Source organism: Corallococcus aberystwythensis, from assembly GCF_003612165.1.
Taxonomy (GTDB): Bacteria; Myxococcota; Myxococcia; order Myxococcales; family Myxococcaceae; genus Corallococcus; species Corallococcus aberystwythensis.
In genome coordinates this window covers 1-20,881 of the sequence record NZ_RAWK01000182.1, presented here as the reverse complement: position 1 = coordinate 20,881, position 20,881 = coordinate 1, and the positions used below count along the sequence as shown (strand labels likewise).

At 70.5% G+C, this 20,881-nt stretch carries 18 protein-coding genes; 8 read left to right on the top strand and 10 right to left on the bottom strand.

The window, feature by feature from the left end:
- Positions 1–80: 80 nt before the first annotated feature.
- The gene (gene dnaK, locus D7W81_RS26875) at positions 81–1,688 is read right to left on the bottom strand and encodes a molecular chaperone DnaK (protein WP_120558248.1); all 1,608 of its coding nucleotides are present in this window, start codon (positions 1,686–1,688) and stop codon (positions 81–83) included.
- A 212-nt stretch (positions 1,689–1,900) separates the two neighbouring features.
- Here dnaK and D7W81_RS26870 point away from each other — a divergent pair, with 212 nt between their 5' ends.
- Positions 1,901–2,734, top strand: a complete 834-nt coding sequence (locus D7W81_RS26870) for a class II glutamine amidotransferase (RefSeq protein WP_120558246.1) — start codon at positions 1,901–1,903, stop codon at positions 2,732–2,734.
- Between the two features lie 7 nt (positions 2,735–2,741).
- Here D7W81_RS26870 and mrtX read toward each other — a convergent pair whose 3' ends face one another.
- Genes mrtX through polX form a run of 3 tightly spaced genes read right to left on the bottom strand, consistent with a single transcriptional unit; the run spans position 2,742 to position 5,855 of the window.
- Entirely contained in the window at positions 2,742–3,467 is a 726-nt protein-coding gene (mrtX, locus tag D7W81_RS26865) for a myxosortase MrtX (protein ID WP_120558245.1), read from the bottom strand.
- Complete coding sequence (locus D7W81_RS26860; RefSeq protein WP_120558244.1) at positions 3,464–4,075, bottom strand: MXAN_2756 family trypsin-like serine endoprotease; 612 nt, start codon at positions 4,073–4,075, stop codon at positions 3,464–3,466. Before D7W81_RS26860 ends, mrtX begins: the two co-directional genes overlap by 4 nt.
- A 19-nt stretch (positions 4,076–4,094) precedes the next feature.
- Positions 4,095–5,855, bottom strand: a complete 1,761-nt coding sequence (gene polX / locus D7W81_RS26855) for a DNA polymerase/3'-5' exonuclease PolX (protein ID WP_120558243.1) — start codon at positions 5,853–5,855, stop codon at positions 4,095–4,097.
- Between the two features lie 66 nt (positions 5,856–5,921).
- On the opposite strand from polX, the gene D7W81_RS26850 reads away from it, so the two are divergent.
- The 7 genes from D7W81_RS26850 to eutB all read left to right on the top strand — a co-directional run bounded on the left by D7W81_RS26850 (position 5,922) and on the right by eutB (position 14,853).
- Positions 5,922–6,236, top strand: a complete 315-nt coding sequence (locus D7W81_RS26850; RefSeq protein WP_120558242.1) for a Rieske (2Fe-2S) protein — start codon at positions 5,922–5,924, stop codon at positions 6,234–6,236.
- 224 nt (positions 6,237–6,460) lie between these two features.
- On the top strand, positions 6,461–6,928 hold the full coding sequence (locus D7W81_RS26845) for a MogA/MoaB family molybdenum cofactor biosynthesis protein (RefSeq protein ID WP_208721466.1): 468 nt from the start codon (positions 6,461–6,463) through the stop codon (positions 6,926–6,928).
- Between the two features lie 13 nt (positions 6,929–6,941).
- The gene (locus D7W81_RS26840) at positions 6,942–7,871 is read left to right on the top strand and encodes a TIGR02757 family protein (protein ID WP_208721465.1); all 930 of its coding nucleotides are present in this window, start codon (positions 6,942–6,944) and stop codon (positions 7,869–7,871) included.
- A 77-nt stretch (positions 7,872–7,948) separates the two neighbouring features.
- Positions 7,949–9,904 carry an ATP-binding protein gene (locus D7W81_RS26835; RefSeq protein ID WP_120558240.1) on the top strand — a complete coding sequence of 652 codons (1,956 nt, stop codon included), beginning with the start codon at positions 7,949–7,951 and terminating at the stop codon, positions 9,902–9,904.
- Positions 9,901–11,055 carry a dienelactone hydrolase family protein gene (locus tag D7W81_RS26830; protein WP_120558239.1) on the top strand — a complete coding sequence of 385 codons (1,155 nt, stop codon included), beginning with the start codon at positions 9,901–9,903 and terminating at the stop codon, positions 11,053–11,055. Before D7W81_RS26835 ends, D7W81_RS26830 begins: the two co-directional genes overlap by 4 nt.
- A gap of 44 nt (positions 11,056–11,099) precedes the next feature.
- On the top strand, positions 11,100–12,491 hold the full coding sequence (locus D7W81_RS26825) for a hypothetical protein (protein WP_120558238.1): 1,392 nt from the start codon (positions 11,100–11,102) through the stop codon (positions 12,489–12,491).
- A gap of 124 nt (positions 12,492–12,615) precedes the next feature.
- Positions 12,616–14,853, top strand: a complete 2,238-nt coding sequence (eutB, locus tag D7W81_RS26820) for an ethanolamine ammonia-lyase subunit EutB (protein ID WP_120558237.1) — start codon at positions 12,616–12,618, stop codon at positions 14,851–14,853.
- Here the strand turns inward: eutB and D7W81_RS26815 are convergent.
- The 6 genes from D7W81_RS26815 to D7W81_RS26790 form a co-directional block, all read right to left on the bottom strand.
- On the bottom strand, positions 14,850–15,101 hold the full coding sequence (locus D7W81_RS26815; RefSeq protein ID WP_147445633.1) for a hypothetical protein: 252 nt from the start codon (positions 15,099–15,101) through the stop codon (positions 14,850–14,852). The genes eutB and D7W81_RS26815 overlap by 4 nt on opposite strands.
- A 55-nt stretch (positions 15,102–15,156) precedes the next feature.
- Positions 15,157–15,414, bottom strand: a complete 258-nt coding sequence (locus D7W81_RS26810; protein ID WP_147445632.1) for a hypothetical protein — start codon at positions 15,412–15,414, stop codon at positions 15,157–15,159.
- Between the two features lie 111 nt (positions 15,415–15,525).
- Positions 15,526–17,013 (bottom strand): phytoene desaturase family protein, encoded by a 1,488-nt coding sequence (locus D7W81_RS26805; RefSeq protein ID WP_120558234.1) that lies wholly within the window; start codon positions 17,011–17,013, stop codon positions 15,526–15,528.
- Positions 17,014–17,200: 187 nt separating this feature from the next.
- The gene (locus D7W81_RS26800) at positions 17,201–17,959 is read right to left on the bottom strand and encodes an energy transducer TonB (protein WP_120558233.1); all 759 of its coding nucleotides are present in this window, start codon (positions 17,957–17,959) and stop codon (positions 17,201–17,203) included.
- 117 nt (positions 17,960–18,076) lie between these two features.
- The gene (locus D7W81_RS26795; protein WP_120558232.1) at positions 18,077–18,802 is read right to left on the bottom strand and encodes a response regulator transcription factor; all 726 of its coding nucleotides are present in this window, start codon (positions 18,800–18,802) and stop codon (positions 18,077–18,079) included.
- Positions 18,799–20,628: a sensor histidine kinase gene (locus tag D7W81_RS26790; protein ID WP_120558231.1), complete on the bottom strand. Its 1,830-nt coding sequence runs from the start codon at positions 20,626–20,628 to the stop codon at positions 18,799–18,801. The genes D7W81_RS26795 and D7W81_RS26790 overlap by 4 nt, the downstream gene beginning before the upstream one ends.
- Positions 20,629–20,881: the final 253 nt, after the last annotated feature.

The window sequence follows — 20,881 nt, the reverse complement described above, 5'->3', positions numbered from 1 at the left end:
GGGCGCGCGGGGGCCGGGGGCGCGGCGGGCCCTGGCGGCGCGCCAGAGTTCGGATCAGAAGGCTCGGACATCGGCGGCGCCTAGTTGGCCACGGCGGGCATGTCGTTGCTGTTGTGGCCCGCGAGCCGCGTGTTGCGGTTCGACTGGATCGACTGCTGGATGTCCGCCTCCGTCATGCCGGACGACAACGTGATGGTCGTGGACGTCTTCTGGCCCGTCTCCACGTCACACGCGGACACGTTCACCAGACCGTCCGTGTTGATCTCGAACGTCACTTCAATCTTCACCTCGCCGCGGTACCCGATGCGGAAGCCCGAGAACTCGAACTCGCCCAGCATCTCGCACTCCTCGGCGCGGTTGGACTCACCCTGGTACACGCGGATCTTCACCTTCTCCTGCCCGTCGCGGCTGGTGGTGAAGGTCTTCGACCGGTCGATGGGCACCGGCGTGTTCTTGTCGATGATCTTCTCCGTGTACCCGCCCACGGTTCCAATCCGCAGCGTCAGCGGCGTGACGTCCACCAGGAACGTCTCCGTCTTGCTGTCCAGCAGCGCGTGCGACTGGAGCGCGGCGCCCATGGCCACGACCTGATCCGGGTTGATGCCCTCCAGCGGCTCCTTCTGGAAGTAGTGCTTCACCGAGTTGCGGATGATGGGCAGCCGCGTGGGACCGCCCACCAGGATGACCGCGTCGATGTCCGCCGCCGTCAGCCGCGCGCTCTGCAAGGCCTCGTCGCAGACCTTGAACGTGCGCTGCACCAGGTCCATCACCATCCGGTTGAACTGGTCCTGGTTGAGCGTGTTGCGCAGGTCCATCACGTTGCCGTTGGCGTCCTGGCAGATGCCCTGGCAGAGGATCTCCGCGGTGCCGGTCTGGCCCACGTCGATCTTCGCCTTCTCCGCCGCGTCCTTCAGCATCTGGAGGCAGTACTTGTTCTGCCGCAGGTCCAGCCGCGTGCGGTTGAGGAAGTCCTCCGCCATCCACGTCATGATGCGGTCGTCGAAGTCGTCGCCGCCCAGGTACGTGTCGCCCGCCGTCGCGAGCACCTCGAAGACGTCCTTGCCAATCTCCAGGATGGACACGTCGAACGTGCCGCCGCCCAGGTCGTAGACGACGACGCGCTGGTTGACGTCCCGGCCAAAGCCATACGCGAGCGCCGCCGCGGTGGGCTCGTTGATGATGCGCAGCACCTCCAGGCCCGCGATGCGGCCCGCGTCCTTCGTCGCCTGGCGCTGGTTGTCGTTGAAGTACGCCGGGACGGTGATGACCGCCTTGTGCACCTCGCGGCCCAGGTACGTCTCCGCGACGGCCTTCATCTCCTTGAGCACCAGCGCGGAGATCTCCGGCAGCGAATAGCTGCGCTCCCGCACGCCGATGCGCACCGAGTTGTTGTCGCCTTCGACGATGCGGTACGGCATCACCGCCTGGGCCTTCTTCACCTCGTCGGAGAAGTAATACCGGCCGATGAGCCGCTTGGCCGAGTACACCGTCGTCTCGGGGCTGGTGATGATGTTCTTCTTCGCCGCGTTGCCCACCAGCACGGACCCTTCCTCCAGGAAGGACACGCACGAGGCATGGGTCGTCTCACCCCACTCGTTGGGGATGACCGTGGGCTGGCCCTCGTGGACGACGGACACGCACGAATACGACGTGCCCAGGTCGATGCCGATTGCGATGTCGTCCGCCATTCCGTCTCCGGTGAAGACCTGCACCCCGGTTCCCCGTGGGGAGGGCAGTCGGGAAGCGCCCGGAGGTTAGGCGCCACGCTGTGAGGTGTCAATTCAATGACTGATCAAATGCCAGCCATTTCAAGGGCTTAGCGTCAGAGCAGGGGAGCGGGTTCGCGTTCCTGAACCCAGGGTCCATGGACCTTATCCCTTGGGTGAAGGGGGGAATCACCATGTCCGCCATCCTCGCCGCCCTGTCGTCGGATCCCAACCTCCTCCGGTGTGAGCTGCACCGGCTGACCTGGCAGGTCGTCCTCCGCCCGGAGGCCCGGTCCAACGCCCTGGGCGTGGGCTCCTATGCCCAGGAGGAGGTCCTGCTGCGCCGCCTGGCGCCGGACCGCGAAATCACCCTGGATGACCTGGGGCCACCTCATGAATCGGAGGCGGTGCTCTTCCACGCGGGCTGGCTCCCGCTTGGCCTGTCGCCCGAGGAGAACACCCAGCCCTTCCGGTCCCGCCACTGGTTGTTCGCCCACCAGGGCCCGCTGACGGACTTCGAGCCCCTGCGCGCCCCGCTGCTCTCACGGGTCCCGGAGCACCTCCGGCGGCAGCTGCGGGGGCCCACCGACAGCGAACTCCTCTTCGCCCTGTTCCTCACGCGCCTGCGCGAGCTGGGCCGCACGGATGATCCGCGCCTGGAGCCCGGCGTCGCCGGCCGCGTGCTGCGCGACACGGTGCGCGAGGTGGAGGCCGCGCTCGTGAAGGCAGGGCAGGTGCGCACGCCGCCGCTCAACCTGGTGGCCACCAACGGCGCCTTGCTGCTCGCCACCCGGCGTGGCGACGCCCCCTTGTTCTACACGCGCCTGGAGGGCAGCGCGGAGTGCGCCCACTGCGGGGTGACGCCAGAGACGCCGGAGACGCACCCGGAGGTGAGCGCGCACCGCCGCCGCCGCACGGTGGTGGTGGCCAGCCACGTGACGCGCACGCAGGGCTGGGTGGAGCTGCCACAGGGCACCACGCTGGTGGTGGGCGCGGACCTCCAGGTCCAGCACCTGCCGCCAGCTTGAACGGCCGCTACGGGCCGCCGAAGAACGACACCTCCAGGAAGCGCACGTAGAGGTTGCAGGCGGCGTGGAAGAGGGAGCAGCCGACCAGGGTGCCGGTGCGCTCGCGCATCCAGCCGAAGAGGAGCGCGGGGAAGAACACCGCCAGCCGCCACGTCTGGAAGATGGCCAGGTGGCCCAGCGCGAAGAGGAGCGCCGTCACCCAGAAGGCGCGTCCCAGCCGCGCGCCCAGCACCACGCGCCCCTGGGGCCACGCATCGCGCAGGCGGGCCTGGAGGTAGCCCCGGTAGAAGAACTCCTCCGGCAGGGCCACGACGAAGAGCTGATCAATCACCCACTCGCCGAAGCGCGGGGGCAGGCGGGGCTGGAAGTGGCCTTCGCCGATGATGGGCGTGAGGTGTTGCGCGAGCGCGGGCGGCAGGTGCGGCACCACCTGCACGAAGCCGGCGAAGCCCGCGAAGAACAGCGGCCCCACGATGGCGCACAGGATGAAGAACAGGCGCAGGTCCTGCTTCCACGCGCGCAGGGTGAGCCCGTAGTCGCGGTAGTCCTCGTCGCGCCAGCGCATGGGGATGAGCGGCAGGTAGAGGAAGCCCACCGTGGCCACCAGCTTGGGCACGCTGGTGCCCCCGGCGATGAGGAACGCCACGACGATGCCCAGGAAGCCCAGCGCCCAGAGGCCCACCGCCTCCTGCACCGCGCTCAGCCGGAACGGCGGCCCGGGAGGGCGGCTCATGGCGCGTCCGCCGAGGCGAGCTCCGCCTTCACCGCGGTCAGGGGCAGGGCGCGGGCGCCACGGCCGCGGCGCTCCACGACGACGCCCACCAGCCGCCCGTCCCCGTCGTACAGCGGACTGCCCGGCGCGAGCGTGAGCTCCACGTCGAAGAACGGCGCGGGGGCGGCCTTCGCCAGCGCGGCCTTCGGCGTCTCCCGCTGCCCCTTCTTGCGCGCGGGCATGACGCCCACCACCCAGCGGCCCACGAGCCCCTCCGGCACCAGCCGCACCGGCGCCGCGGGCCACACACCCTGGGGGCCCGCCACCACCGCGACCTGGAGCACCGTGCTGGAGAGCACCACGCGCGCCATCAGGGCATTGCCCGCGTGCTCCACCTGGGCGGACTGCGGACCCACGTGCGAGACGGCGGTGAGCACCTGGCCGTCCGCGCCCACGATGATGCCGGGGCCCGCGTGCTGGGGACCGCGCACGCGCACGGACGAGCGGGTGTGCAGCTCCAGCACGCGCTGGAGGTCGGCGCGCGAGGGACGGGCCTCCGTGCCGGCCCGGGAGGGCAGGGCCAGGAGGAAGCAGAGGAGGGCAGGGATGAGGACGAGCGGGCGGAACATCTTCGCGCCCGTGAGCCTATCAGCGCTCCCGCAGGGCGGCGAGGAAGCTCTCGGCGGACCGGGTGTTGAGGATGTCCTTCTTCCTCGCCCAGCCCCGGCGCGCCGTGGCCACCGCGTAGGCCAGGTTCTTCAGGTCGTCCTGACGGTGCGCGTCGCAGCTCACCACCAGCTTCACCCCGAGCCCCACGGCCTGCCGCACGTACTCGGCCTTCAAGTCCAGGCGTGCCGGCTTGCCGTTGATCTCCACCGCGACGCCGCGCTCCCGGGCGCGCTCCAGCACCTCCTCCATGCGCAGGGCGTACGGCTCGCGGCTCTGGATGAGGCGCCCGGTGGGGTGTCCCAGGATGTGCAGGTGCGGGTTGTCCAGCGCGGCCAGCACCCGGCGCGTCATCTGGTCCTCGTCCATGGAGTGGCGCACGTGGATGGAGGCGATGACGACCTCCAGCTGCTCCAGCACGCTGTCCGCGTAGTCCAGCGCCCCCGACTCCAGGATGTCCACCTCGATGCCCTTGAGCAGCCGCAGGCCGGGCACCGCCGCGTTCACGCGGTCGATCTCCTCCCACTGCCGCTTGAGGTCATCCACCTTCAGGCCGCCCGCGTGGATGGCCGCCTCGCTGTGCTCGGTGATGGTGAGGTACTTGAGCCCCAGCGCCCGGGCCGCGAGCGCCATCTCCTCCAGCGTGTTGCGGCCGTCGGACCAGGTGCTGTGCGCGTGCACCGCGCCCTGCACGTCCGCGAGCGTCACCAGGTCCTCCGGCAGCTTCCCGGCCCGCGCGGCTTCGAACTCGCCGTTGTCCTCGCGCAGCTCCGGCGGCACCTCCTGCATGTCCAGGAGCCGGTACAGCGCCGCCTCGTCGGGCACGGGGACCTTGGTGCCGTCCTCGCGGTGCACGCCCCATTCAGAAATCTTCAGGCCCTTCTCATGGCCCAGGTTGCGCAGGCGGATGTGGTGCGCCTTGGAGCCGGTGAAGTGGTGCAGCGCGGTGGCGAAGTCCTCGTCCGGCAGCACGCGCAGGTCCACCTGGAGGTCGCCCTGCACCATGCGCACGGAGCACTTGCTTTCGCCCTTGCCAATCACCGTGGCCACGCCCGGCGCGTTCGCGAGCGCGTCCAGCACGGGCCCCGCGTCCGCGGCGGAGGCGATGAGGTCCACGTCGGACACCGTCTCCGCGCGCCGGCGCACGCTGCCGCCCAGGCTGGCGCGCACCACGCCCGGGGCCTGGCGGATCAGCTCCAGCAGCCCTTCCGCGATGGGCAGCGCGTCCCCCAACAGCTTCCGCTCTCCGCGTGCGCGCCGGTACACCGCGATGCCGTCCAGCAGCTTCGCCTCGCTCTTGGCGCCAAAGCCCTTGAGCTCCTGCACGCGGCCGTCGCGGCAGGCGCGCTCCAGGTCCTCGACGCTGCCGACCTGCAATTCGCTCCACAGGGCCGCGACCTTCTTCGGGCCCACGTCCGGCAGCTTCATGAGCTCCAGCAGGCCGGCGGGGAACTGGGCCTTCAGCTCCTCGAAGGCCGTCATGCGGCCGGTCGTCACCAGCTCGGTGAGCTTGTCGGCGAGCCCCGGGCCAATGCCCTGGAGCTCCTGCAGGCGGCCCTCGGTGACGACGGCGCCCAGGTCCTGCGGCAGGTTCGCGATGCGGTCCGCGGCGATGTCATAGGCGCGGACACGGAAGCCACTCTGCCCCTGCAATTGGAGCAGCAGGGACATGTCCCGGAGGAGCTGGGCAACGGCCGCCTTGTCGGTGAGCACGGCGGTGGAGGGTGTCACGTCGGGAGTCACGGTCGGGAAATTAATGCCGGGGGAACGGGGGTGCAGGCCTGAACGCGTTGTGGGAAAAGGAACGCAATGACGAAGATCAAGCTGGGACCCGCGGACTTCGCCGAGAGGGAGATGCGGGGCTACGAAGTGGGCAAGCGCAACGTCTGCATCGCGAAGATCCACGGCCGCTACAAGGGCCTCGATGACTGGTGCAACCACGCCGGATGTCTGCTGTCGGGCGGACGCATCGAGGACAACATGGTCGTGTGCCCCTGCCACGAGGTCGGCTTCGACATGGACACCGGCCAGAACGCCACGTCCCCCGGCGTCTGTGATGACCAGCCGACGGTGCAGCTCACGGTCGAGGACGGAACGCTCGTCGTCGACCTGCCCGACGCCTGACCCTTCGCCCCTCCACCTTCCCGCTTCCAGGAGCGTCCACCATGGGACACGACGGACACGATCACGACCATGACCCCGGTCATGGCCACGGCCACCACCACCCCGGGCATTCACACGACCACGGTCATGGCCATTCACACGACCACGACCACTCACACGGCCACGACCACGACCACTCGCACGAGGGTTCGGCGGTGGCGGCGGAGCACAAGTCGCGCGCGCCGGTGCACGTCAGCGCGTACGTGGTGACGTGCTCGGACAGCCGGGACGAGGCGCACGACGGCAGCGGCAAGGACCTGCGTGAGGGCCTGGCCGCCGCGGGGCACACCGTCGCCGGGCACACGGTGGTGAAGGATGATCCGGAGGCCATCCGGGGTGCGCTCGCGCAGGCGCAGGCGGCGGGGGCCCGCGCGGTGCTCTTCACGGGCGGCACGGGCATTGGCCGGCGCGACTGCACGGTGGAGACGCTGCGCCCGCTCTTCGAGAAGGAGCTGCCCGGCTTCGGCGAGCTGTTCCGGATGCTGTCGTTCCAGCGCATCGGTAGCCCCGCGATGATGTCGCGCGCCACGGCGGGCACGTACCAGGGGATGATCCTCTTCGCGCTGCCGGGCTCACCGCAGGCGGTGCGGCTGGCGCTGGACGCGCTCATCCTCCCGGAGCTGGGCCACGCGGTGCGCGAGCTCACGCGTTAGGACTGGACGCGAGATGAAGAAGCGCCGTGTCGCGCACACCGGCCTGAGCACCCAGGCAGCCGACCGCCTGCGCCCCCGGCTGGATGCCTTCCTGGCAACCACCGACGCGAAGGCGCGCATCGGGTTCGATCCGGTGGAGTTCCCCCACCGCTACACGGACCCTCGCGACGTGGAGGTCAGCGCGCTGCTCGCGGCGGCGCTGGCCTACGGGCGCGCGGACCTCTTCCGCCCGAAGGTGGACGCGCTCCTCAAGCAGATGGGCCCGTCGCCGGCGGCCTTCGTGCGCGCCCTGGACGTGGCGGGCGCGAAGGCGCTCCTCACGGGCTTCGTGTACCGCTTCAACGTGGGCACCGACCTGGCGGTGCTGCTGCTGGGCATGGGCGGGGCACTGCGCGAGCACGGCAGCCTGGAAGCCCTCTTCGTCCGGGGCTGGAAGGCGAGCGGCACGCTGCATGGCGCGCTCGCGGCCTTCACCGCCGCGCTGCGGGACGTGCCCATGGATCCACTCCGCGAGGCAATGGGACCGGAGCGCGGCCTGCACCATCTGCTGCCCTCGCCGTTGGGGCCCGGCGCGGCGAAGCGCCTCAACCTGTACCTGCGTTGGATGGTGCGCGGGCCGGATGCGGTGGACTTTGGCATCTGGAAGCAGGTGCCCGCGTCAGCACTGCTGGTCCCATTGGACACGCACATCGGACGGATGGCGCTGCACCTGGGACTCACGAAGCGCACGGATCTCACATGGCGTACGGCGGAGGAGGTGACGGCGTCGCTGCGGGCGCTCGATCCAGAAGACCCCGTCCGCTACGACTTTGCTTTGTGCCACTACGGCATGAGCGGCGCCTGCCCGGCGAAGACCGTGCCGCAGCACTGCGCACGTTGTTCGCTCCTACCCTCCTGCAAGGTAGGCCCCCGCATCGTCGCGCGCGGTGCCGTGCAAATCTGAGTCCCACCGGACCCGGAAATGGGCTACGGGCAGTCCGCGAGGCCCCGCGTTGACGGGTTGGCATCGTCAAGGCTGCAATGCGGACGAGCAACGCGGGAAGGATGATCCCGTGGGGCGCGAGGAGCGACGCGGTGCACGCAATGCTGGTGGCGGTCCCAGCCCCGGTGGCCCAGGACGTGGAACGCGATCTATGCGCCACGGCCGAAGGGCGTGCGTGCCGGGTGATCCGCGTCGAGTCTCCACCGGAGCCGCTGCCCGAAGGACTCCTCGTCCTGTGGGACCACGGCGGTCCGCTGGAGGCGGTGAAGGCGCGCTGCCAGTGGGCGCACGCGCGGCGCTTGCAGACGCGCACGTGGCTGGTGGTGCTGACGAAGCGCGAGGGCGAGGAGGCGGAGGCGCTGATCAGCGCGGGCGCGGACGAGTGCGTGGCGCCGCCCGGCACGCGTTGGGGCGCGAGGCTCGTGGCGCTGCGGCGCAGGTCCGCGGACGGGGACGCGCAGGCGCTCCGGCGTGCCCGCGACATGTTCCAGGGCGCGCTGGACGCGGTGCCGGAGCCGCTGTTCATCAAGGACCGCGAGCACCGGCTCGTGGCGACGAACGGCGCCTACTGCCGCCTGTTGGATCAACCCGCCGAGGCGCTGCGCGGCATCGTCACCACGCCGCACGTGCCGCCGCATGAAGCGGAGGTGTCGTGGCGCCAGGACGAGCGCGCCTTCACCACCGGGCAGGTGGTGGAGGACGAGGGCTCGTTCACCGACTCCAAGGGCCGCTCGCACGAGGTGCTCACCCAGCGGGCCGCGTACTCGCTGCCCAACGGTGAGCGCTTCCTGGTGGGGCTGGTGCGCGACGTCACCGAAAGCACCCGCCTGGAGGCGCAGCGGCGGCTGGCGGAGCGGATGACGTCCGTGGGCACGCTGGCGGCGGGCGTGGCGCATGAGATCAACAACCCGCTCTCCTATGTGACCTCCAACCTGGCCTACCTCTGGGAGCGCGTGGCGCAGCCGGTGTTGCCGGTGCCGCCCGAGCAATTGGAAGAGCTGCGGCAGGTGGTGGCCGAGGCGCTGGAGGGAGCAGGGCGGGTGCGCTCCATCGTGCGCGACCTGCGGACGTTCTCGCGCACGGAGGAGGAGCAGCACGGGCCGGTGGACGTGCGGCGCGCGGTGGAGGGCGCGGTCAAGCTGATGCGCGACGACCTCCAGCACCGCACGTGCCTGGCGTGCGACCTGGAGCCGGTGGCCGCGGTGCACGGCAACGAGGGCCGGTTGAGCCAGGTCGTCACGGGCCTGCTGACGAACGCGCTCCAGGCCTTTGGCGAGCGGCCTCCGGAAGAGAACCTGCTCAAGCTGCGCGTGCGTCCGGGGCGCGAGGGCCACGTGCTCATCGAGGTGGAGGACAACGGGCAGGGGATGCCCGCGGAGGTGCGCCAGCGCATCTTCGATCCGTTCTTCACCACGCGCTCGCCGAAGGGCGGCACCGGCCTGGGCCTGTCCATCTGCCTCACGCTGGTGCACGCGATGGGGGGCCACATCGAGGTGGCCAGCGAACAGGGGCAGGGCAGCCTCTTCCGCGTGGAGCTGCCGGCGCTCACGTTGCCGCCCGAAGCGTCCCGGTCCGCCCAGCCGGCTTCGGTCGTGGTGGAGGACGCCGCGCAGTCGGCGCGCGCGACGCGGAACCTGCGCAGGCTGCTGCTCATCGACGACGAGCCGGCGGTGGGCAGCGCGGTGAGCCGGCTCTTGCGCAACCTCTACGACGTGCACGTCATCCAGGACGCCCGCGAGGCGCTGCGGCGGCTGTCACACGGCGAGAAGTTCGACGCCATCCTCTGCGACCTGATGATGCCGGGCATGAGCGGCATGGACTTCCTGGTGGAGCTGGAGCGGCTGGCGCCGGAGCTGGCGCCGCGCACCGGCCTGATGACGGGCGGAGTGAACCCGCAGGCCCGTGAGTTCGTGGGCCGCCGCGCGCGAGAGCTGCTGGAGAAGCCCTTCGAGCGCGACCAGCTGTGCACCTTCGTCGAAACCCTGATGCAATGAAGCGCCGGACACGCTGGACGCTGGGGGCCGTGCTGGCGGCCCTGCTGCTCGCGGTCGTCCTCCTGGTGCCGCCCGAGCTGCGCGGGCTGTCCTTCGTGCTGCGCGCGGCGGGCCTGCACGGCACCACGGCCGATGCCGTGGCCCGCTACGGCACCGGGGCCTTCACCGTCACGGACCTGAGCGTTCCCACACGCCACGGGCCGGTGCGCGGGCGGCTCTACCAGCCGGATCACCGCAAGGGCCGGCTCATCGTGCTCACGTCGGGCGTGCACGCGGCGGGCATCGACGAGCCCCGGCTGGTGAAGCTGGCGGAGGACCTGGCCATGGGCGGCCAGCCGGTGCTCACCCCGGAGCCGCCGGACCTGCTGCGCTACGAAATCACGCCGCGCCTGCCAGACGTCATCGAGGACGCGGCCCTCTGGGCGCTGGGGCCGGGAGCACTGGCACCCGAAGGGGAGGTGGACCTCTTCGGCATCAGCTTCTCCGGAGGACTGTCCGTCGTCGCCGCGGGCCGGCCGGCGTTGCGCGACCGGGTGGCCGCGGTGCTGTCCTTCGGCGGGCACGGTGAGCTGTCGCGCGTGCTGTCCTTCCTGTGCACGGGCGTGCAGGCGGACGGGGTGCACCGCACGCCGCACGACTACGGCGTGGTGGTCATCCTGCTGAACGTCGCGGACCGGCTGGTGCCGCCGGAGCAGGTGGAGGCGCTGCGCCAGGGCGTCCTGAAGTTCATGCATGCGTCGCATCTGACGCTCGTGGACAAGCGTCAGGCGGAGGCCGCGTTCGCGGAAGCCCGAGCGATGGAAGCCGCGCTGCCAGAGCCCGCCGCCACGCTGCTGCATCAGGTGAACACGCGCGACGTGGCCGCGCTGGGGCCCCGGCTGCTGCCCTTCGTGAAGGGCTTCGCCGGAGACCCGTCGCTGTCGCCGGAGCGCTCCCCCGCGCCCCGGGCGCCGGTGTACCTGCTGCACGGGACGGATGACTCGGTCATCCCCGCCATCGAGTCCACGCTCCTGGCGCGCGCGCTGGAACCGCACACGCACGTGCACCTGCGGCCCACGCCGTTGATCACCCACGCGGAGATGGACCGGCAATCCGGCGCGATGGAGGCGCTGAAGCTGGTCCGCTTCTGGTCGGCCCTGCTGGGCGAGTAGTGCGCCGCCGCGCGGCTTGACGTCCGAGCCCGGGAACGGCTGCCATGGCGGGCATGTCCGTGTCCCTCATCGTGTCGTTCGGGCTGGGTTGGCTGTTGGCGGCCGCGCCTTCAAGGGCGGAGCGCATCGTCCCGTGCAAGCCGGACACGGCCGATTGGAAGTCGGCGCAGGAAGAGCTGGCTGCGTTCGACGCGCGGATGGAGGCGCTCCCGGAGGACGGTGAGGTGGAGGAGGCGCGGACGGGCCTGATGTTGTTGCTGCGCCACCGCTGCTTCGGCCTCGCTCGCGAGGAGGAGCACCGGGAGCCGCTGAGCTGGGACGAGGAGCACCCCGTGCTCGCGCTCGCGCTGAAGACCTGGTGGCGGGATGGGGGCAAGGCGTACTTCGCGGCCCAGTTGGAATCAGGCCCTGCCGGAGCGCAATCCATCGTGATTCCTCCGGACCTTCGCGTGGTGCTGGCGCGAGAGGCTTCACCGAAACACCGTCTGGCGTCCCTGCTGTGTCCCGTGCAGGCGGGTGCGTGTGGCGCGGAGACCGAGGCCTGGCGCGCACGGGCGGAGAAGTCCTTCCTGCGGGAGAACCGGCGCCCCGGCACGTTCGACGAGGATGAGCCGCCTCCGCCGGACTGCATGAAGGATGCCCGGAAGCAGCCTGCCCGGTTTCGCTACAAGGCGTGGCGGGGATGCCTGGCGGGCAACCCGAGAGCGCGGCACGTCCAGTCAGTGCTTCCGCTGGGGCGCATCCGCACGCCGGCGGACGGATGGCTGGTCGTGCGGGGCAGGCGAGGGCACTACGAGTTCTGTGATCAGCTCGACGCGTACCACCTGGCAACGGGGACCACGTACCACTCGAGCAGTTGCTCCAGCCTGGTGTTGCAGTCAGGAGGAACCGTGGACGGAGCGGCCACGAATGCCGCGCGCCGGTCCGGCGTGAGGGTGGGGCGCGTGTCACCGGAGCGGATCCGCGAGCTGCTCTGGATGCTGCTGCTCGAACCGGAAGTGGATGACGTGCAGGTGGAGGCCTTGCGCATCCCGGTGCCCAAAGGGCTCCGCGTCGAGTGGCCCGCGAACGATGAGGGGCGTTTGGGCGGGGTCACCGGTGGGGTTCTCGGAGGCTCCACGGCGCAGACGACGCTGAGCTGGAACTGGTTTCCTCCCGGAGGCGCGGAGCTGCTGTCGGGCAAGTTCACGTATCCCGATTCGTGGGCGCCCGGTGAGGACCACGCGAACGTGCTCATGGATGAGGTTGAATCCACGTTGCAGGAGGGCTGCCCGGCGTTGCCCGTCCCGGTCCGGGAGCTCAGCTTCACACGCGAGCCCGGCGTCAACCGCATCGATGCGCCCAAGGGCGTGACGAAGGTGCAGGACGCGCGGGTGGGCGCGCTGGTCACCTGGAAGCCTCCCGCGAACTGCGCGCCCGGCAAGGACGGAGGTTGATACTTCGTATGTAAAAGATTGCAACGCCAAGCATCGTGGAAGGCAGGCGTCCGGGCGTTACACAGGCGACAGCTCTCTCAGGGGATGGTGGCGCGACGGGGGCACCGGTTAAAGCTCATGCCCCATGAGCGTCAGTCTCCCCGACGTCCTCCCCCACGAAGATGTCTTCGATTACGTGCAGCGCCTGAGCGGCGGCTTTGACGCGCGCCTGTATCAACAGGTGTTGGGCGCGGCGAATGCGTTCAAGGAAGGCGACGCGGCCATCGGTGTCGCGGCGGCGGACGAGGACTCGCGAGCGAAGGCGCGGACCCTGTTGTCGCGCACGCAATTGGACGACGTGCACGCGCATCCTCCGTTCGAGGACCGGCTGCACATCTTCAACCTGGAGGCGTGGGACTCCGCGCGCTGGAAGCGCGTGGCGGACTGGACGCTGGGCCAGCTCAAGGACTACCTGCTCACCGCGGACGAGGCGCAGGTGCACGGCGTGCTCGGTGGCCTCCCCAGTGATGTCATCGCGTGCGTCGTGAAGCTGATGACCGACGCGGAGCTCAAGGCGGTGGGTGGACGCATCTTCCATCCGTTGCCGGGCAGCCGCGTGGGTGCGAAGGGCTACCTGGGCGCGCGCTTGCAGCCCAACTCGCCCACGGATCACCCCGAGGACATCTGCTGGCAGGTCCTCAACGGGTGGTCCTTCGCGGTGGGTGACGTGGTGCTGGGGACCAACCCGGTGTCGTCGGACGTCGCGTCGGTTGCCGCGGTGGAGTCCGCGCTGCACGACGTGCTGGTGACGTTCGGGTTGGAGGAGGTGATGCCCCACTGCGTGCTCGCGCACATCGACGTGCAGGCGCAGGTGGAGTCGCTGCGGCCGGGCACCACGGGCATCTGGTTCCAGAGCCTCGGTGGGAACGAGGCGGCCAACCGCACCTTCGACGTGACGCTGGAGAAGATGGTGGCGCACGCGGCGGCGCGCTCCGGGCGCTGGGGGCTGTACTTCGAGACGGGGCAGGGCGCGGACGCGACGAACGGCCACCACCACGGCACGGACATGCTCATCCACGAGTCGCGCAAGTACGGCTTCGCGCGGGCCCTGAAGCGCCGGGTGGCCATCGCGCAGGCGGGCGCGGGGCGCGACCCGGCGCCGTGGGTGCACGTCAACGACGTGGCGGGCTTCATCGGGCCGGAGGTGTTCCGCACGCGCGAGCAGCTGGTGCGCTGCTGCCTGGAGGACATCGTGATGGGCAAGCTGCACGGCCTCACGCTGGGCCTGGACATCTGCTCCACGCTGCACATGGACGTGACGTTGGATGACCTGGGCTGGTGCCAGGACCAGCTGGCGGAAGCCGGGCCCGCGTACCTGATGGCGCTGCCCACGCGGAATGATCCGATGCTCAGCTACCTCACCACGTCCTTCCAGGACCACGTGCGGCTGCGCGAGCGGTATGGCCTGAAGGTGGATGACCGGATGTGGGCGTTCTTCCAGCGCCTGGGCGTCATCGACGCCGACGGCCGGCCCACGAAGCACTTCGGCGACCCCGCGCACGTCTACGTGCACTACCGGCGGGCCAAGGGCGACACGCGGACGGAGGCGGAGCTCCGGGCGGAGGCGGCAGTGAAGATGGCGGAGGTGCGCGCCCGGAGCGTGCCGCTGGCGGTGGGGCACGGCGAGGAGACGTGGACGCTGGAGCCCTCGCTGGAGAAGGACCTGCGTCAGCTGTACGAGGACGCCAAGGTGGGGTTGTGGTCGGAGCTGTCCGACGCGGCGGTGGACGCGCTGCCGGGCGCGGTGCGGCTGCGGACGAAGTCCGAGGACCGGCGCGACTACATCCTGCATCCGCCGTCCGGTGAGTCACTGGACGCGGCGTCGGAGGCCTCGGTGCGCGCGCTGCGCGACCGGCACGGCGGACGGTGGGACGCGCAGATCGTCATCTCGGATGGGTTGGATCCGCGCTCGCTGATGGACGCGGGCCACCTGCCGCCGTTCCTGGACACCTTGCGCGCGGAGCTGGAGGCGACGGGCTGGAGGGTGGCGCCGGAGGTGCTGGTGGTGAAGCACGGCCGCGTGCGCGCGGGCTACCAGGTGGGCCACCTGCTGTTCGGCGCGGAAGGGGACCCGCGTTCGTGCGCCCTGGTGCATGTGATTGGCGAGCGCCCCGGCTCCGGGCACCACGCGTTCTCCGCGTACCTCACCGCGCCGGACGCGGACACCTGGGCGAAGCCGGGCGCGGTGGACCACGACCGCACCCGGCTCATCGCCGGCATCTCCGACACCAGCGTCCGCCCGGAGGACGCCGCCATGGAGGCGGCGCGGATCCTCGCGGAGACGCGGACTTCAAGCATCTCCGTGATGTCCGGGGTGGCCTAGCAGCTGGTGTTTTCCCAGTAGATCGTGGACACCTGGCCCCAGTTCACCCAGCTGCCGCAGTAGCACCCGCGCTGGCCGACGATGATCGAGTGGGACGCGTTGTTGAAGTACGTGATCATGTTGTCGGTGTTCTGGCAGTCCGGGAGCGCCGACTCCTGCGAGGCCAGATCCGGCGCCTCCTCCTGCTCCATGGGACCGCCACAGCCCACCGCCATCGCCAACAGACCGCCCATCAGAAACGTGCGCATACATCCTCCGTGAGAGGGAAAGACAGATTGGAATTGTGTTTGAGCGCGGGCCGGCTCAGCACTCCTGGATGTACTCCGAATAGACCGACCGGGCGCCCCAGTAGTAGAGCCCGCCGCAGTAACAACCAGACTCACCGATCAGCACGGTGTGCGCGGCGTCGTTGTAGTACCTGTGCAGGTTCGCGTTCGGCTCGTTGGAGCAGTCAGGGAGCGGAGCCTCCTGCGAGGCCAGGTCCGGCCCGTCCTCCTGCTCCATGGGACCACCACAGCCCACCGCCATCGCCAGCAGACCACCGAGAATGATTGACCGCATGTGTCCTCCGTGAGGGGACACAAACCATACGCGGTCCACGACTGCGATTGATACAGATATCGCGGATTCCAGTGGAGCGGTGGATAACGGGTTGTGTTGTAAAACAATGCTTCAGCGCACCGCGGCGATGCTCGCGGCCGTGCGCACGCCACCCACCGCGGTGGCGAGGGTGCTCTGGCCCGGGAACACGGAGTCCCCCACGAGCCACAGGCCGCGCTGCGCCTGGAACGGCCCGAGGATGCGGTAGTTGTCCAACCCCGCGCGCCGGGGCACTCCGCCCACCGCGCCGGCCTCGCGCAAGGTGAAGCGCTGGAACGTGCGCGGCGAGCCCGTCATGGCATGCACCACGTTGGCCATCCACTCCGGGAGCAGCGCGTCCAGGTTCTCGCGCATCCGCGCATGGAGCCCGGCGAAGTACTTCGCCTGTTCCTCCGGCGTCATGCTCGCGAGCTTCTTCAAGGGCACGTGCGTGGACACGGTCACCGTGCGCTGGCCCGGTCGCGCACGCCCTTCGTCCGCGGCTCCACTGATTGACGCGAAGAGGTGGTTGCCTTCGATGAACGGCGCCCCCTCATCACGCACCAGCTCGAAGTGATGCGCGGCGCCGGAGTCACCTTCGGGCGGGCGCACCACGAGGTACAGCATCGCCGCGCCCCAGCCGCCGTCCACGCGCTCCGCGAGCGCATCCACCCGGGGCATCCGCCCCACCGGCGCATCCAGCAGCGTGCGCAGGCCGTGAGGCAGCACGTTGGCCACGACGTGCCGGGCGAGCAACTCACCCCTGCGCGCCGTCACGCGCCAGCCTCCGTCCACGGGCGTCACCGCGCGCACCCGGTTCGCCAGGAGCACGTCACCGCCCCGGTCCGTGATGGCCTTCGTCAGCGCCGTCGCCAGCCGGCCGATGCCTCCCCGGACATGCCCGGTGCCGCGCCAGTAGTAGTCCATCGCCGCGAACGCGAAGGGTGCCTCCGCCTCCGCGGCGGCGCACTGCACGGTGATTTGACAGAGCGCATCCAGATACGTGCGCAGCGGCGTGAAGCCTTCCAGCCCGTGATTCGCGAGCACCGCGCCCAGGGGCCGGCCCAGCCAGCGCGTCAGCGGCGCGTACGACCACGCGCGTCCCGCGTGCCGCATCAGCGTCTTCAGGCTCAACGGCGGCAGCAGGTCCGGGTCGTCGAACAGCGGCCACAGCGCACCAGCCACCTGGGCCTGGAGCTCGAAGAACCTCCGGATGCCCTGCACGGGCGCTCCAGGCAGCGCGCGGAGCTCGGCGATGAGCCGGTCCCGGTCGCGGTGCACCGGCAACCGCATGCCCGGGGTCCGCAGCTCCACCAGGGGATCCAGCCAGTCCACCGTCACGTCCAGCGCGTGATCGCGGATCCACCGGCCGAAGAGCTGATGCTCACCGAACCCGGAGAACAGCGTGGCGCCAGACTCGAAGCCGTAGCCGCCGCGCCGGAAGGTGCTCGCGCAACCACCCGGGTAGTTGAGCCCTTCGCACAGCGCCACCCGGGCGCCCCGGCGGCACAACTCCAGTGCCGTCCCCAGGCCACCGAAACCCGCACCCACCACCACCGCGTCGTACCAGGTGTCCGCCATCGCGCTTGAAAAGGGACCGGCACCGGAAGCGGGCCGGGGGAGGCCCGCTCCTTCCGGTGCCGGTATCGCGCACATGGCCGAGCGCGACGGGACTTTCCTAACGGGCCCGCAGTCCCGTCGCGATGCTTTCCCTTCGCGAAGGGGAGGCGGGCGTCCGGCCGCTTCCACTGGCGGACACCCGCACCGGCTACCGGGGCATCTTCAGCTTGATGTTGAACGTGTACGACACGTTCACCGGCCGGCCCTGGAACGTCAGGGGCTGGTACTCGCGCGAGTAGAGGGCCTCCAGCACCGCGTCATCCATGAACGGCAGGCCCTTGATGATGCGGCAGTCGCGCACCCGGCCCTCCGTGGTGATGACGCACTTCGCGATGATCATCCCCTCCACACCCGCGCGCCTCGCCTCCAGCGTGTAGTCGAGCAGTGAACCGCTCAGCATCCGGGGCGGCGTCATCCCGCCCTGGAAGGGCAGCACGTCGGTGCCGGTGGGCGCGGTGTTGATCACCGGCACCCCCACGGATCCGATGGGGCTGGTGCTGTCCGGATCCCCATCCGGGTCGCCCACCGGGCCGGACTCGCCCGTGCCCGTTGCGTCGGTCGTGCCCGCCGCGTCCGCGATGGTCGTCGGCTCCGGATCCGGCTTCGCGTCCGGCGGATCCACGGGCAGCGGCTTCGGGTGCAGCGGGATGCGGTCCACGCGCGGCTTGGGCTTCGGCGCCGGAGCCGTCGCTGCCGGCTTCGGCTGCGCGGCCTGCTTCACGCCCTTGCGGATGGCCGTCGCATGGAGGACGACAGGCACGAAGGGCTGTTCGGTGGTCTCCGGGACCTGGCCGGAGATGAAGAACACCAGGCCCAGGAGCCCCGCGTGCACACCGATGGACACCCACGCGCCCGTGCCGAACCGTCCCGAGCGCACTCCCCGCCGTTCGATGACCGACTCAAACATCTGACCCGCCTCCTGGTTGGAGCGGACGCTCCAGGCGTCCCGTCCCCACAAGATGCAAGGTACGAAGTCGCGTCAGCCGAAAGGCCGACGGGGCTCCATGTGTCGGTCATGATTTTGTCATGATGGGCCGCCGCTCAGGACCTCCATGCGGTAGCCCACGCCGCGCAGCGTGTGGATGGTGAACCCCGACGTGCTCGTCCACCCGAGCTTCTTCTTCAGGTTCGACACGAAGTTGTCCACCGTGCGCGGATCCACCACGACGTCGCGGCCCCAGACCGCGTCCAGGATTTCTCCCCGGGGCAGGGCGCGGTCGCGGTGGCGCAGCAGGAACGCCAGCAGGTCGAACTCCGTGCGCGTCAGGTCCACCTCGCCGCCGTCCGCCCGCAGCACCGCGCGGCGGCCCAGGTCCAGCGTGAAGGTGCCAAAGGTCACCACCTGCGGCGGCGCCGTGCCCGCCCGGCGCACCAGCGCCTGCACGCGCGCGAGCAGCTCCCGCAGGCGATAGGGCTTGGTGAGGTAGTCCTGCGCGCCGGCCTCGAAGCCTCGCACCAGGTCGTCCTCCAGCGAGCGCGCGGTGAGCATCAACACCATGCTCTTCACCCCTTCCGCGCGCAGGCGGCGGCAGAAGCTGTAGCCGTCCTCGCCCGGCAGCATCACGTCCAGGATGAGCAGGTCGAAGACCCGGGACTCCAGGTGCGGCGCCGCGTCCTTCGCGGACGGGGCGTCCGTCACGTCGTAGCCCTCGTCGCGCAGGTTGTCGCGCAGGCCCATGCGCAGGTTGGCGTCATCCTCGACGATGAGGATGGTGGGGCGGGTGGAGGGGGGAGGCGTCTGCGTCGTCATCGGCGCGTCTCGGGAAAGGTCAGGGCGAAGGTCGTGCCGTCAGGGCCGGAGGTGGCCACCTGGATGCTGCCCTGGTGCAGGCCCATGATTCTGCGGCACAGCGCCAGCCCCAGGCCACTTCCATGCACCTCAGGCCCGGGCGTTGTCAGCCGGTAGAAGTCCTGGAACACGCGCTCCCATTCCTCCGGGGGGATGCCCACCCCGTTGTCGCTGAAGAGCACCGTGGCGCCAAAGCCCGGCTGCGGATAGGCGCGCACGGTGAGCACCACCGGGCTGCGCAGGTTGTAGAGGCAGGCGTTGCGGCCCAGGTTGGCGAAGAGCATCCGCACGAGCGACGCGTCCGCGTCCAGCTCCACGTCCCCCACGTCCGAGCGGATCTCCACCGGCACGGTGACGGCGTCCTGCAGGTCCTCGCGCAGCGTGCCCACCGCCTCCTCCAACCGCACGTGCGCGGGCCTCAACGCCCACCGCCCCTTGTCGATGCGGTTGAACGACAGGATGTTCTCCACCAGGAAGTGCAGCCCCTCCGCCGCTCGCACGATGCGGGTGGGGTAGTCCCCGGCCTCCGGGCTCTTGCCCAGGCGGCGCTCCAGCGTCTCGCCCAGCAGGCGGATGGACGCGAGCGGCGTGCGCAGCTCGTGCGACACGGTGGAGACGAAGTCGCTCTTGAGCTCCACGAAGCGGTACTTGCGCTGCTGGGCCACCACCGCCAGCGCCGCGATAGCGGACGCAAGCGCGCCGCATGCCGCGACGAGCAGCGTCTTCAGGCCGTACCTCGCCTCGATGTCCGCCTCCGCCGCGGCCCACCCGGGCGTGGCCACCTCCAACCCCGGGTGCTTCAGGGGCCGCGCCACGCCGCCGGGCCCCAGCCGGACCTGGCCGTCCCGGGGGATGAGGTTGCGCCCGCGCAGCTCCTGCGTGAGGTCCTGGAGCAGCGCGGACATGTCCACGGCCAGGCCGTGCACCTGTTCCGCCGCGGGCTCCACGTACCACTGCTCGGCCAGCAGCGTGGGGCCGTCCAGCGAGTCCGGCAGCACCAGCGCGCCCGCGCCGGCCTCCTGCACGCGGGCCACGAAGGCGTCATGGGGCTCCACCAGCGCACGGCTCAGCTCCACGATGCGCGCCTGGAGGAAGTCGAAGTCCGGCTGCGTGAGCTGGGACCGCGCGCGCAGCAGGTTGCGCTGCAGACCCGCGTCCCGTGACATCCCGCCCAGCTCCTCCGGAAGGCCTTCGCGCACCAGCGCGCGGATGAGGGGCGGCGTGTCCCCTCCGCGCTGCAGGTACTCCACCGTGAGCAGGGTGAAGGGCAGCTCCTGATCCGGCGTCAGCGGGTGCGCCGCGTGGTAGCGCAGGAGCGCCTCCACCGCCGCGTCCGTGCGCGCCTCGTTGCCGGAAGCCAGGGCGGCCTCCGCCGCGCGCAGCCGGGACAGCCGCTCCTGGAAGGGGGCCGGGGCCAGGCCGTCATCCAGCGCGTGCGACAGCATCGTGTAGGTGGCCTGGGCCGGGACGTCCGTGCCCTCCCGGGGCCAGTCCACGCGCGGCAGGAACTGGTGGCCGCGGAAGAGCAGGTAGTAGCCCTCCGCGGGCAGCAGCGGGTCGCCCACGGCCGCGTTGAGGGCCGGCAGGCGGGTCTTCATCAACTGCCCCAGCGAGGTGCGCAGGGACTCCGCCGCCAGCTGCTCCAGCGCGACCCGCCGTGAGCGCACCTGGGCGCGGGCGTCCTCACGCTCCTGGGTGAAGATGCGCTGGAGGCTCACCAGCCCCCATCCGAGGGCCAGCAGTCCACAACCCAGGGCGATCAATGTGGGGAGGAGTCGGCGCAGCATTCGCGTCCCGCCGGACTGTAGCAGTGTCGACAGGATTGCGGGCCTGGGGACTCCAGGGTGAATAAAGTGGGGGAGGCCCGCGTCCCCTCGGGGGTCTGGCGATAGGAGACGAAGTCATGGGTTCTCGATGGTGGGTTGCGTTGATTGTCGGTCTGGCCACCCAGGGGGCAGCCGCGCAGACCGCGCCGGTCGCCGCGGATGACTGGGGGGATGACGGGTACGCGCAGCAATCCAACGTGGATGATTCCGGGCC